We start from the raw sequence: 12833 nt of genomic DNA, 5'->3' as shown, positions 1-12833 counted from the left end.
CAATCCAGACTCTTTCCGCGGAGGCAGTCTGGATTGCTTCGCTGCGCTCGCAATGACCGGAGTGTGTGGCTTGCGCCGTTACTTCGCCGCGACTGCCGTCGCATCCGTCGGCAGGCTCGCGAGCAACGCCTGCAATGTCGACAGCGTCGAGTGATCCGCGACACCATCGAGCCGCGCCGGGCGGAAATGGCGCTGGAAGGCGGTGACGACTTCCATCGTCGCGGCGTCGTATTTGCCGGTGAGCGGCACGCCGTAGCCGTATCGGGCGAGCGCCTGCTGCAGGCTCAGCACCTCGTCGCTGATGGTGCCGAGCATCAGGCTCTCGCCGCGCACGACCGGCGCGGGCGTCACCCAGTGTCCGACGCCGGAATTGGCCAGCGAATGCCACGGAAATTTCTCGCCGGGATCCTTCTTGCGCGCCGGCGCGACGTCGGAATGGCCGAGCACCCGGTGCGCGGCGACGTTGCGGCGAAGCATGATGCCGCGGCACAACGTGATCACGGCGGCGATCTGGCGCGACGGATATTCCGGATAGCCCCAGTCATGGCCGCGATTGATGATCTCGATGCCGATCGAGCAGGAGTTGATGTCGTCCTCGCCGGCCCAGGACGAGACGCCCGCGTGCCAGGCGCGCTTGGCCTCGGGCACGCATTGCACGATGCGGCCGTCCTCCAGCACGACGTAATGCGCCGACACTTCGGTGCCCGCCGTGCACAGCCGCGCCAGCGCGCCCTCGACGTCGGGCATGCCGGTGTAGTGCAGCAGGATCATATCCGGCTGCCGTCCCTTGTTGCGGTCGCCATGGTTCGGCGAAGGGATGATGTCGGAGACGATCGAGGAATCCGGCTCGAACGTCCGCGTGTTCGCCGCGGCCTTGGGAACCGGGAGAACGCGTTGACGTTTCGAATCAGATCCAGACGGCGTGGAAGGACCGGACGACATAGACAGCTCAAGTCGGACAGAGAGTGGGCCAAGCCCTTCTCTTTACTATTCCTTTACCCTCCGCCGCGCGCAATCGCGCGGCGCGGTTAATGGATGCATTTTGGCGCATGTGTGTGGATGGAGCATCACCGACGCGTCACCTTTTCGACTTGTAACAAGCCGATCAACGCTTTCTTAACGCTAAGGGCCGTTACTGAGGATTGAAGAGCCGACCCGCGTCCGGAGGCGGCCAAAGCGTATTTTGGCTCGAAATCCCATGGCTGCCCGACAAATTCCACTGGGAACACTGGGTTTGCGGCCCGGGATGACCGGGCTCGGTAACCATGCTGGACGAGGGTTGGGTCGTGGAACCGCCGCGACGCGGAATTATTCGAGGCGTAATGGACTCGCTCGTCCCAGATCTCGCAAGGACGCTCTGCGGGTGTGGCGCATGAGTTCGGTTCCGCACATCCCCGTTCTTGGCCGCGAGGCGGTCGATCATCTCGCGCCGCGCGCGGGCGGGATCTATGTCGACGCCACCTTCGGCGCCGGCGGCTACAGCCGCGCCATCCTCGACGTGCCGGGAACCCGGCTGATTGCGATCGATCGCGACCGCACGGCGATCGCCGGCGGGGCTGAGTTGGTCGAACGCTCCGCGGGCCGGCTGACGCTGGTCGAGGACCGCTTCTCCAATCTCGCCGAGGTCTGTGCGGCGCAGGGCGTCGATGCCGTCGACGGCGTCGTGATGGATGTCGGGGTCTCCTCGATGCAGCTCGACCAGGCCGGCCGCGGCTTCTCCTTCCGTCTCGACGGTCCGCTCGACATGCGGATGGGGCAGGCGGGGCCGACGGCGGCCGACATCGTCGCGCGCGCCTCGGAAAGCGATCTCGCCGACATCATCTATCTCTTTGGTGAGGAGCGGCAGTCGCGCCGCATCGCCCGCGCCATCGTCGCCGACCGGCAGGAGACGCCGTTCACGACAACGCGCGCGCTCGCCGATCTCGTCGGCAGGGTCGTGCGCTCGAAACCCGGCGATATTCATCCGGCGACGCGAACGTTCCAGGCCCTGCGCATCTTCGTCAACGAAGAGCTCGAGGAACTCCAGACCGCGCTCGCTGCGGCCGAGCGCGTGCTCAGGCCGGACGGCCGCCTCGTGGTGGTCTCGTTCCATTCGCTGGAAGACCGCATCGTCAAGAATTTCCTCTCCGAGCGTAGCAAGACAGGCGGCGGTTCGCGGCATCTGCCGGAAGTGGCGCAAACCGCGCCGAGCTTCCAGCTGCTGACCCGGCGGCCGGTGATCGCGGGTGAGGAGGAAGTCGCGCATAATCCGCGCGCGCGTTCCGCAAAGCTGCGCGCCGCTGAACGTACCGATGCGCCCGCGCACGACGACGGCGAGACCTCGTCCTGGCCAAAGCTCTCCGACGTGATGAGGGGCGGCTAGCGCATGCGCTTCATCCACCTCCTCGTCATCGGCGCGCTGATCTTCGCGGCGGCCTACGTCTACCGGATCAAGATGGACTCCACGGCGCGCACCGAAAAGGTGCTGCGGCTGCATGCGGAGATCCGCGAGCAGCGCGATGCGATCGCGGCGCTGCGCTCCGAATGGGCCAAGCTCGATGCGCCCTTGCGCCTGCAGGGCCTGTCCGACCGGCATCTGCCGCTCAAGCCGGTCAACGGTACGCAATATGACTCGCTGAAGAACCTGCCGGAGCGTCCGCCGCGGATGTTCAGGCCGGGCGAGCCGGATCCGATCGGGGCCATGCTCAACACCATCGAAGCCGCGAGCGATCCGGATACGGTGACGGGCTCCGTGCCTCAACCCGAGGACAAGCAATGAGCGCTGTGACCCCGGCCAAGCCAACTCAAAAGCCGCCCGAGCCCTGGCGGCAGCGGCTGATCCGCAGCCTGCTCTACGGGCGCAACGTTGACCGCGCCGCGAAGGCGCGCGCGCGCGTTGGCCTCGCGATGATCGCCTTTACCTCGGTCTACGTCCTGATCGGCGGCCGGCTCGTGATGTTCGCGATCGGTGCCGACGCCCACAGCGCGCGCCGTGCTGCCGCGCAAGAGGTGGTCGCGACCGCGCGGCCCGACATCGTCGACCGCAACGGCGCGATCCTCGCGACCGACGTCAAGGCCGCGAGCCTGTTCGGCGAGCCGCGCCGCATCATCGACAAGGACGAGGCGATCGAGCTTCTCACCGCCACCGTGCCCGACCTCGACGAGGCCGAGGTGCGCGAGCGCTTGTCGGCGCGAAAGGGTTTTGTCTGGCTCAAGCGCGAGATCACGCCGAAGCAGCAGCAGGACATCCACAAGCTCGGCATTCCCGGCATCGGCTTCCTGCGCGAGAACAAGCGCGTCTATCCGACCGGCAACGAGGTCGCCCACCTCATCGGTCTCGTCAACATCGACAACCAGGGCATCGCCGGCATGGAGAAGTGGCTCGACAATCAAGGGCTCGCCGATCTCCACCGCGCAGGCTTTGCTACCGACCGGCTGCAAAAGCCGATCGAGCTGTCGGTCGATCTGCGCGTCGAGCACGCGCTGCGCGACGAGCTCTTGAAGGCCAAGGAGAAGTACCACACCAAGGCCGCCTCCGGCATCGTCTCGAATGTCAAGACTGGCGAGATCGTGGCGATGGTCTCGCTTCCGGATTTCGATCCCAACAATCCGAAGGAAGCGCACGACCCCGACCGCATCAACCGCCTGACCACGGGCGTCTACGAGATGGGCTCGACCTTCAAGGCGTTCACGCTGGCAATGGCGCTCGATTCCGGAAAGATCAATTTGAACTCGTCGTGGGATGCACGCGGAAACCTGCACTACGGCAAGTTCACCATCCACGACAGTCATTCGCTCGGACGTTTCATCAACACCAAGGAAGTGTTCTATTACTCCTCCAACATCGGCGCTGCGCGGATCGCGCTCGGCCAGGGCGTCGAGGCGCACAAGGCGTTCCTTGCCAAGATGGGCCAGTTGACGCGGCTGCGCACCGAGCTGCCCGAGAGCGCGGCTCCGCTGGTGCCGCGCCGCTGGAGTGAGCTGAACACGGTCACCATCGCGTTCGGCCAGGGTCTGTCGGTGGCGCCGCTCCAGGCGGTGATGGGCATCAACGCGCTGATGAACGGTGGCTATTTGATTCCGCCGACCTTCATGAAGCGAAGCGAAGCTGAAGCGGCGGCGATGGCCAAGCGCGTGATCAAGCAAGAGACCAGCGACAAGATGCGGTATCTGATGCGGCTCAATGCGGAGGTCGGGTCGGCGAGACAGGCAGACGTCAAGGGCTATTATGTCGGCGGCAAGACCGGTACGTCCGAGAAAGTCATCAATGGCCGCTACGCCAAGAAGCGGGTGCTCAACTCCTTCACGGCGATCATGCCCTCCGACAATCCAAAGTATCAGATCCTGATCATGCTGGACGAGCCGCAGGCGCTGCCCGAAACGCATGGTTTCATCACCTCGGGCTGGAACGCGGTGCCGACCGGCGGCAAGGTGATCGAGCGGATCGCGCCGCTTCTGGGCATCGAGCCACGGTTTGACCTACCGCCGTCCGACCGCCTTATTCTTGCAGCATCCAGGACAACCCAGTAATCAACGGGGGTGGGCCGTCGCCGCTGCTGAGTCGGGGCTTTTCCGAAGATCCGGCTTTCCGGACGGCATGTCGACTGGAAGACCATGAAGCTGCGCGACCTCCTAGGTCAGGACGTTCCAGGCAATGATGCCGCAATCGAGCCCGCTGTCGCGGCGCTCGATGTGACCGGCGTTGCGCTCGACAGCCGTATGGTCAAGTCAGGTGATCTCTTCTTCGCGCTCGCGGGCAGCAAGACCGACGGCGCGCGCTTCGTCGATGCCGCGATTGCAGCAGGCGCGGTGGCGATCGTCGGCGACCATGCACCTGATGGCAGCAAGGTGCCGTTCGTCACGGTGGCCAATCCGCGCCGCGCGCTGGCGCTGGCCGCGGCCAAATTCTTCCCCGCACAGCCGGCGACCATCGCGGCGGTGACCGGCACCAGCGGCAAGACCTCGGTCGCCGCGTTCACGCGCCAGATCTGGGAACGGCTGGGGCATGCCTCCGCCAGCATCGGCACCATCGGTCTCGTCTCGCCCAGGCGCACCGTCTACGGTTCGCTGACGACGCCGGATCCGATCGCGCTGCACCGGCAGCTCGATGAGATCGCGCGCGAAGGCGTGACGCATCTCGCCTTCGAGGCGTCCTCGCACGGGCTCGACCAGTACCGCCTCGACGGCGTGCGTGTCTCCGCCGGCGGCTTCACCAATCTCTCGCGCGACCACATGGATTACCATCCAACCGTCGCGCATTATCTCGCAGCAAAACTCCGCCTGTTCCGCGAACTGGTCCCGGCGGATGGCGCGGCGGTGATCTCCGCCGACCATGATTGCTCGGCGGAAGCAATCAATGCTGCCAGGTCGCACGGCCTGCGCGTGATGGCGGTCGGCCGCAACGGCGACGGGGCAGGCGCGGGCATTCGTCTCGCCGCGGCCGAGGTCGAAGGTTTTTCGCAAGTCCTTGCCGTCGAACATCGCGGCAAGCGTTATGCGGTCCGGCTGCCGCTGGCCGGCGAATTCCAGATCGAGAACGCACTGGTGTCGGCCGGTCTGGCGATCGGCACCGGCAGCGATCCGGCCAACGTGTTTGCGAGCCTCGAACATCTCGAAGGCGCCAAGGGTCGGCTCGAGCGCGTCGGCGAGCGCAACGGTGCGCCGATCTTCGTCGACTACGCCCACAAGCCCGACGCGTTGGAGAAGGCGTTGCAGGCTTTGCGGCCTTACGCAAAACGCCGGCTGGTCGTCGTGTTCGGCGCGGGCGGCGATCGCGATGCCGGCAAGCGCCCGATCATGGGCGAGATCGCGGCCGAGAACGCCGACCGCGTCATCATCACCGACGACAATCCGCGCAGCGAGAAGCCGGAAGCCATTCGCGCCGAAATCCTCGCGACTGCAAAAGGTGCCCGCGAAATCGGCGACCGTGCCGCGGCGATCCGCACCGCGATCGAGGAGTTGGAAGACGGCGATGCGCTGCTCGTCGCCGGCAAGGGCCACGAGACCGGACAGATCGTCGGCGGCGAGGTGCTGCCCTTCAGTGATCACGAGGCGGTCGCCGCCGCATTAGCGTCGAGGGATGCATGAGCGCGCCAATATGGACGGTTGCCGAAGTGGCGCGTGCGCTGGGCGCTGCGGGATCATTTCCGGACACGCCGATCGACTTCGTCACCCAGGACAGCCGCCTGGTGAAGCCGGGCTGCCTGTTCGTCGCGCTCAGCGGTACGCCGAGCGGCGGCTTTATCTCGGCCTTCGCCAGCGCGCGCGACGGCTGGGAGTTCGCCGACAAGGCGGAAGCATCGGGCGCGGTCGCGATGATCGTGCCGCATGAGATCGCCGGCATCCGCATTCCCCAGATCGTCGTCAAGGACACGCTGATCGATGGTCTCTGGGGCCTCGCACGCGCCGCACGCGCCCGTTTCAACGGACCGGTGATCGGACTCACCGGCAGCGCGGGCAAGACCAGCACCAAGGAATTCCTTGCAGCCTACCCCGGCGCCTATGCCAGCCCATCGAGCTTCAACAATTTCTGGGGCGTGCCGCTGACGCTGTGCAATGCGAGGCCTGACGCCAGCCTCTGGGTCGTCGAGATGGGCATGAACCAGACCGGCGAGATCGCGCGGCTCAGCGAGCTGACGCGGCCGACCGTCGCGCTCGTCGTCAACGTTCAGCCGGTGCATCTGGAAAAGCTCGGCTCGCTCGAAGCCATCAGGCGCGAGAAGGTGTCGATCGCGCTCGGCCTGCCCGAGGATGGCGTGCTGGTGCTGCCTGCCGGGATCAAGGCGCCGGACTGGAAGGGCAAGGTCGTACGGTTCGGCGAGAAAACCGAGGTGCACGAGGTCGCGCACGCGCCGCATGGCGAGAGCTGGCAGGTCGTGGCCGCGCTCGGCAAGAAGGAGATCGCCTTCAGCCTGACGCCGGGCGCACCGCACCGCGTGCAGAATGCGCTTGCGGCGCTCGCTTCGATCCGCGCCGCGAACCTCGATGCGGCGACGCTCGCGATCAAGCTCGACCGGGTCGGCATCATGACCGGCCGCGGCGTCGAGCAGGCGATTGGCGGCGTCACCGTGATCGACGACAGTTTCAACGGCAATCCGGCCAGCGTGGCTGCTGCACTGCAAAGCCTCCAGGCGCGCAACGTGACCGGCGGCCGTCGCATTGCGGTGCTCGGCGACATGCTGGAACTGGGCGATGACGCACCAAGCTACCATACGGCCCTCGCCAAGCATCTCGACGGCATCGACGGCGTTTACTGCGTAGGTCCCTTGATGCGCCATCTCTACGAGGTGTTGCCGGCGGGCAAGGGCCTGGGCTGGCACGACGACCCCGTCACGCTGAAGCCGGGCGAGGTCGCAAATCTGCTGAGGGCAGGCGATGTCGTGGTTGTCAAGGGCAGCAAGAAGATGTTCTGGGTCAACAAGTTTGTGCCGGGCCTAGTGGCCGCCTTGCAGGCAAAGGCGTAAACTGCTTGGAAGGCGCTGTTCCCGAATCCCACCCTTTGCGGCGCGAAGCCGTCCGTTTTCCCAGAGGTCGCCCGACCCATGAAGAAGACCCGCGAATGCGCGTGAGGCAAGTCAAGGCCAACACCAAGGCCGCGTGCAAAGGCGCCATAGGACCGTCTGAATGTTTTACTGGCTGATCGAGCTCTCCAACACATTTCCCGGCTTCGGTGCCGTTCGCACCTTCCTGAACGTCTTCCGCTACATCACCTTCCGCACCGGCGGCGCCGTCGTCACCGGCGCGCTGTTCGTGTTCCTGTTCGGGCCCTGGATCATCGACCATCTGCGCATCCGTCAGGGCAAGGGCCAGCCGATCCGGACCGACGGCCCGCAATCGCATCTCGCCAAGAAAGGCACGCCCACCATGGGCGGGCTGATGATCCTGTCCGGCCTCACGGTCGGCACCGTGCTGTGGGCCAATCCGCTCAACCCCTATGTCTGGATCGTGCTGGCGGTGACGCTCGGCTTCGGCTTCGTCGGTTTCTATGACGATTACCTCAAGGTGACCAAGCAGACCACGACGGGCTTCGGCAGCAAGCTGCGCCTGCTGATCGAGGCAGCCATCGCGCTGGTCGCCTGCTATGCGCTGGTGCGGTTGAACCGCGATCCCGCGTCGACCGCGCTGACGATTCCCTTCCTCAAGGACACCGTGCTGCATTTCGGCTGGTTCTTCGTCGTGTTCGGCGCCTTCGTCATCGTCGGCGCCGGCAACGCGGTGAACCTCACCGACGGTCTCGACGGTCTTGCCATCGTTCCCGTGATGATCGCGACCGCGAGCTTTGCGATGATCGCCTATCTCGCCGGCAACGCGGTGTTCGCCGACTATCTCCAGATCAAATATGTCGCGGGAACCGGCGAACTCGCGGTGCTCTGCGGCGCGCTGCTGGGCGCCGGTCTCGGGTTCCTCTGGTTCAACGCGCCGCCGGCCTCGATCTTCATGGGCGACACCGGCTCGCTCGCGCTCGGCGGCATGCTCGGCGCAATCGCGGTCGCGGTGAAGCACGAGATCGTGCTCGCGGTGATCGGCGGCCTGTTCGTGCTGGAAGCGGTTTCCGTCATCGTGCAGGTGGTGTCGTTCAAGCTCACCGGCAAACGCATCTTCCGGATGGCGCCGATCCATCACCATTTCGAGCAGCTCGGCTGGACCGAACCGCAGATCGTGATCCGGTTCTGGATCATCTCGGTGATGCTGGCGCTCGCCGGCTTGTCGACGCTGAAGCTGCGGTGATCGATCGATGATCCCGGTCACATCCTTCGCCGGCAAGACGGTCGCGGTGTTCGGCCTCGGCGGCTCGGGGCTTGCGTCCTGTCACGCGTTGAAAGCGGGCGGCGCTGAGGTGATTGCCGCCGACGACAGTGCCGAGAACGTCGCCAAGGCCGCGCAAGCGGGTTTCGTCACCGCCGATTTGCGCAACGTCTCCTGGGCGAATTTCGCAGCCCTCGTGCTCGCGCCCGGCGTGCCGCTGACGCATCCGGTGCCGCACTGGAGCGTGCTGAAGGCGCGCGAGGCCGGCTGCGAGGTGATCGGCGATATCGAGCTGTTCTGCCGCGAGCGGCGGCGGCACGCGCCGAACGCGCCATTCGTCGCGATCACCGGCACCAACGGCAAGTCGACCACGACGGCGCTGATTGCGCATCTCACAAAGGTCGCCGGCTACGACACCCAGATGGGCGGCAATATCGGCACCGCGATCCTGTCGCTGGAGCCGCCGCGCACGGGCCGCGTCCATGTCATCGAGATGTCGTCCTACCAGATCGACCTCACGCCCTCGCTCGATCCCTCCGTCGGCATCCTGCTCAATGTCAGCGAGGACCACATCGACCGTCACGGCACCCTCGCGCATTACGCTGCGGTGAAGGAGCGTCTCGTCGCCGGCGTGCAGGCGGGTGGCACCTCGATCGTCGGCGTCGACGATGGCTTCTGCCGCGACATCGCCGACCGGCTCGACCGTGCCGGCAAGAACGTGGTGCGGATCTCCGTCAAGAACCCGCTGGCCTCCGGCATCCATGTCGAGCACGGCACCATCGTGCGCACCGCGGGCGGCGCGCGGAGCGAGGTCGCAAAGCTCGGCGGCATCGGCTCGCTGCGCGGCCAGCACAACGCGCAGAACGCGGCCTGCGCCGCCGCCGCCGCGCTCGCGATGGGCATCAGCCTCGATGTGCTGCAGAACGGCCTGCGCAGCTTTCCCGGCCTCGCGCATCGCATGGAGCAGGTCGGCCGCCGCGGCAACGTGCTGTTCGTCAACGACTCCAAGGGCACCAATGCGGATGCCACGGCGCATGCGCTGTCGTCCTTTTCGGAAATCTTCTGGATCGCCGGCGGCAAGCCCAAGGCGGGTGGCATCACTGGCCTGACCGGCTTCTTCCCACGCATCCGCAAGGCCTATCTGATCGGCGAGGCCGCGCAGGAGTTTTCGGGAACGCTGGGCACGCAGGTGGCGCACGAGATCAGCCAGACGCTGGACATCGCCGTCGAGCACGCCGCGCGCGATGCCGAAGCCTCGGGCCTCGCGGATGCAGTGGTGCTGCTGTCACCCGCCTGCGCGTCCTTCGACCAGTACCGCAATTTCGAGATCCGCGGCACCAAGTTCCGCGAGCTGGTACAGGCGCTGCCGGGTGTGAAGCCGGTGGTGTAGGGCGCGGCTACTCCTTGCTCCGCTGTCGTCGCCCGGCTTGACCGGGCGACCCAGTATCCCAGAGGCGGTGCTTGAGCCGGGAGGCCACGGCGTACTGGATGCCCCGGTCAAGCCGGGGCATGACGAGCATGTGAGGTCGGCGCTCGCTCCTATCTCCAAACATCCGCGTTTCCTTAACCCCCCGGTAACCAACCTCGGCGACCAATGGACCGACCTCTGTCCGAAAGCGGCCGCCCATGCTCTCCCGTGAAGAACGCACCCCCTTTTCCGAGTGGTGGTGGACCGTCGACAAGCCGCTGATGGGCGCCATCCTGGCGCTGATGCTCACCGGCGTGATCCTGTCGCTGGCGGCGAGCCCGCCGGTCGCGACCCGCATCGGGCTCGATCCGTTCCACTTCTTCAGCCGGCACGTGATGTTCCTGGCGCCGTCCTGCCTGGTGCTGCTCGGGGTGTCCTTCCTGACGCCGCGCGCGATCCGCCGCTCGGCCCTGATCATCTTCGCGGCCAGCATCATCCTGATCGTGCTGACGCTCGCGATCGGCCCCGAAGTGAAGGGATCGCGGCGCTGGATCACGCTGCTCGGCGTCAACATCCAGGCCTCCGAAGTTGCAAAGCCGTCGTTCGTCGTCATCGCCGCCTGGCTGTTCGCGGAATCGACCAGGCGGCCGGAGATGCCGGCGACCTCGATGGCGCTGGTGCTGCTCTTGATGCTGGTCTCGCTGCTGGTGATGGAGCCCGATTTCGGTCAGACCATGCTGATCCTGATGGTGTGGGGCTCGCTGTTCTTCATCGCGGGCATGCGCATGATCTGGGTGTTCGGCCTGGCGGGCGCCGCCGCTGCCGGTCTGTTCAGCGCTTATCTGTTCGTCCCGCACGTCGCCGGCCGCATCAAGCGTTTCATGAATCCGGCTTCCGGCGACACCTTCCAGGTCGATACCGCCATGGAAGCTTTCTACAACGGCGGATGGTTCGGGCTCGGGCCGGGCGAGGGCATCGCCAAGCGCAGCCTGCCGGACAGTCATACCGACTTCGTGTTCGCGGTTGCCGCCGAGGAATTCGGCATCATCCTGTGCCTCGCGATGCTGGCGCTGTTCGCTTTCGTCGTGATCCGCACGCTGTCGCGCGCCTACGCCAATGAGGACATGTTCTCGCGCTTTGCGGCGTCCGGCCTTGCGATCCTGTTCGGCGTGCAGGCCGCGATCAACATGTCGGTCAACCTCCAGCTCATCCCCGCCAAGGGCATGACGCTGCCCTTCATCTCCTATGGTGGCTCCTCGATCGTGTCGCTGGCCTATGGTGTCGGCATGATGCTGGCGCTGACGCGGCTGCGCCCGCGGACTGAAGTTGAGGCGAGCGGCCACGCCGAGGCGATGCGCAGTTACGCGTGACCCTCTCGTGTCCCGGACAAGCGTAGCGAAGCGGAGCGCAGAGCCGGGACCCAGAATGCCGCACCCATGGGCCCCGGTTCAGCAGCGCACCACGCCGCGAAGTGCGGCGCGCTGCGCTGCGCCCGGGGCACGAGCACGGCTCGCAATAGGCGCTTTTTCCCTGTAAATACCGCTACCATGGACACTTCCCCCCTGATTCTTCTCGCCGCGGGCGGCACTGGCGGCCATTTGTTTCCGGCCGAGGCGCTCGGTGTCGAGCTGATCCGGCGCGGCTTTCGCGTCCGCCTCGTCACAGACGAGCGGGCCCTGCGCTATAGCGGGCTGTTCAGCAAGGACATGATCGACGTCGTCTCGAGCGAGACCGCGCGTGGCCGCAATCCATTGCAGCTCGCCTATGCCGGCCTCACGCTCGCCGCAGGCACGCTGTCCGCCTACGGCCTGATCAGGCGATTGAAGCCCGTCGCCGTCGTCGGCTTCGGCGGCTATCCGACGCTGCCGCCGCTGGTCGCCGCGAAATTTGCGGGCGTGCCTAGCATCATCCACGACGCCAATGCGGTGCTCGGCCGCGCCAACCGGTTCCTGTCGAGCCGCGTCCGCGCCATCGCGACGTCCTTGCCCGGCGTGCTCGACCGCGATCCGGCGCTGGCAGGCAAGACCACAACCGTGGGCACGCCGATGCGTCCGGCGATCCTCGCCGCAGCCGCCGTGCCCTATGTCGCGCCTGAAGCGAACGGACCGCTGCGCCTGCTCGTCGTCGGCGGCAGCCAGGGCGCGCGCATCATGGCCGACATCGTCCCGGGTGCGATCGAGCGCCTTGAGCCTGCGCTGTGGAGCCGGCTCGTCCTCACCCAGCAGGTGCGCGACGAGGACATGGCGCGCGTGCGCGCGGTCTACGACAAGCTCAAGATCAATGCCGGGCTCGCGCCGTTCTTCACCGATCTGCCGGCGCGGCTCGCCTCCAACCATCTGGTGGTGTCGCGCTCCGGCGCCGGCACGGTCGCCGAACTCGCCGCGATCGGACGGCCCTCGATCCTGGTGCCGCTGCCCGGCTCGATCGACCAGGACCAGTTCGCCAATGCCGGCGTGCTGGCCAAGGTCGACGGCGCGATCCGTATCCCGCAGACCGAGTTCACCTCCGACCGGCTCGCCGCCGAGATCTCCGCCTTCGCCGCCGAGCCCGCGCGTCTTGCCTCCATGGCCGCAGCCGCGAAGGGGGCGGGGCGGCTCGATGCGGCCGAACGGTTGGCCGATCTGGTGGTCAAAGTCGCGGGAATCTGACGCGAAAAAGCCCTTGTCTTGGCCTTCCAAAGCGGGGCATCCAGTAACAACGG

10 protein-coding genes are annotated in these 12833 nt (G+C 66.3%); 9 read left to right on the top strand and 1 reads right to left on the bottom strand.

Going from position 1 to position 12833, the window contains the following annotated elements:
* Window positions 1–78: 78 nt before the first annotated feature.
* On the bottom strand, window positions 79–942 hold the full coding sequence (locus AB7535_RS27575; protein WP_193560871.1) for an N-acetylmuramoyl-L-alanine amidase: 864 nt from the start codon (window positions 940–942) through the stop codon (window positions 79–81).
* A 430-nt stretch (window positions 943–1372) separates the two neighbouring features.
* Here AB7535_RS27575 and rsmH point away from each other — a divergent pair, with 430 nt between their 5' ends.
* The 9 genes from rsmH (at window position 1373) to murG (ending at window position 12780) form a co-directional block, all read left to right on the top strand.
* Window positions 1373–2362 (top strand): 16S rRNA (cytosine(1402)-N(4))-methyltransferase RsmH, encoded by a 990-nt coding sequence (gene rsmH, locus AB7535_RS27570; RefSeq protein WP_085399272.1) that lies wholly within the window; start codon window positions 1373–1375, stop codon window positions 2360–2362.
* A gap of 3 nt (window positions 2363–2365) precedes the next feature.
* The gene (gene ftsL / locus AB7535_RS27565) at window positions 2366–2758 is read left to right on the top strand and encodes a cell division protein FtsL (RefSeq protein ID WP_014492951.1); all 393 of its coding nucleotides are present in this window, start codon (window positions 2366–2368) and stop codon (window positions 2756–2758) included.
* Window positions 2755–4509, top strand: a complete 1755-nt coding sequence (locus tag AB7535_RS27560; protein WP_071910386.1) for a peptidoglycan D,D-transpeptidase FtsI family protein — start codon at window positions 2755–2757, stop codon at window positions 4507–4509. The genes ftsL and AB7535_RS27560 overlap by 4 nt, the downstream gene beginning before the upstream one ends.
* 84 nt (window positions 4510–4593) lie before the next feature.
* Window positions 4594–6066 (top strand): UDP-N-acetylmuramoyl-L-alanyl-D-glutamate--2,6-diaminopimelate ligase, encoded by a 1473-nt coding sequence (locus AB7535_RS27555; protein WP_085399273.1) that lies wholly within the window; start codon window positions 4594–4596, stop codon window positions 6064–6066.
* Entirely contained in the window at window positions 6063–7442 is a 1380-nt protein-coding gene (locus AB7535_RS27550) for a UDP-N-acetylmuramoyl-tripeptide--D-alanyl-D-alanine ligase (protein WP_085399274.1), read from the top strand. Before AB7535_RS27555 ends, AB7535_RS27550 begins: the two co-directional genes overlap by 4 nt.
* Window positions 7443–7602: 160 nt before the next feature.
* Complete coding sequence (gene mraY / locus AB7535_RS27545; RefSeq protein ID WP_014492955.1) at window positions 7603–8706, top strand: phospho-N-acetylmuramoyl-pentapeptide-transferase; 1104 nt, start codon at window positions 7603–7605, stop codon at window positions 8704–8706.
* A gap of 7 nt (window positions 8707–8713) precedes the next feature.
* A complete protein-coding gene (gene murD, locus AB7535_RS27540; protein WP_085399275.1) occupies window positions 8714–10114 on the top strand; it encodes a UDP-N-acetylmuramoyl-L-alanine--D-glutamate ligase in 1401 nt (466 codons plus the stop codon).
* 236 nt (window positions 10115–10350) lie between these two features.
* The gene (gene ftsW / locus AB7535_RS27535; protein ID WP_063981538.1) at window positions 10351–11502 is read left to right on the top strand and encodes a putative lipid II flippase FtsW; all 1152 of its coding nucleotides are present in this window, start codon (window positions 10351–10353) and stop codon (window positions 11500–11502) included.
* A gap of 177 nt (window positions 11503–11679) precedes the next feature.
* Window positions 11680–12780: an undecaprenyldiphospho-muramoylpentapeptide beta-N-acetylglucosaminyltransferase gene (gene murG, locus AB7535_RS27530; RefSeq protein ID WP_085399277.1), complete on the top strand. Its 1101-nt coding sequence runs from the start codon at window positions 11680–11682 to the stop codon at window positions 12778–12780.
* Window positions 12781–12833 lie beyond the last annotated feature (53 nt).

Source organism: Bradyrhizobium sp. 956_D2_N1_4 (genome assembly GCF_052076025.1).
Taxonomy (GTDB): domain Bacteria; phylum Pseudomonadota; class Alphaproteobacteria; order Rhizobiales; family Xanthobacteraceae; genus Bradyrhizobium; species Bradyrhizobium barranii.
The sequence above is the reverse complement of the archived record's forward strand: the minus strand, read 5'-3'. Positions and strand labels throughout refer to the sequence as shown.

Excerpts from the sequence above, each read along its gene's own strand:
- AB7535_RS27575 (WP_193560871.1), bottom strand. The coding sequence starts at position 942 with ATGTCGTCCGGTCCTTCCACGCCGTCTGGATCTGATTCGAAACGTCAA.
- rsmH (WP_085399272.1), top strand. The coding sequence starts at position 1,373 with ATGAGTTCGGTTCCGCACATCCCCGTTCTTGGCCGCGAGGCGGTCGAT.
- ftsL (WP_014492951.1), top strand. The coding sequence starts at position 2,366 with ATGCGCTTCATCCACCTCCTCGTCATCGGCGCGCTGATCTTCGCGGCG.
- AB7535_RS27560 (WP_071910386.1), top strand. The coding sequence starts at position 2,755 with ATGAGCGCTGTGACCCCGGCCAAGCCAACTCAAAAGCCGCCCGAGCCC.
- AB7535_RS27555 (WP_085399273.1), top strand. The coding sequence starts at position 4,594 with ATGAAGCTGCGCGACCTCCTAGGTCAGGACGTTCCAGGCAATGATGCC.
- AB7535_RS27550 (WP_085399274.1), top strand. The coding sequence starts at position 6,063 with ATGAGCGCGCCAATATGGACGGTTGCCGAAGTGGCGCGTGCGCTGGGC.
- mraY (WP_014492955.1), top strand. The coding sequence starts at position 7,603 with ATGTTTTACTGGCTGATCGAGCTCTCCAACACATTTCCCGGCTTCGGT.
- murD (WP_085399275.1), top strand. The coding sequence starts at position 8,714 with ATGATCCCGGTCACATCCTTCGCCGGCAAGACGGTCGCGGTGTTCGGC.
- ftsW (WP_063981538.1), top strand. The coding sequence starts at position 10,351 with ATGCTCTCCCGTGAAGAACGCACCCCCTTTTCCGAGTGGTGGTGGACC.
- murG (WP_085399277.1), top strand. The coding sequence starts at position 11,680 with ATGGACACTTCCCCCCTGATTCTTCTCGCCGCGGGCGGCACTGGCGGC.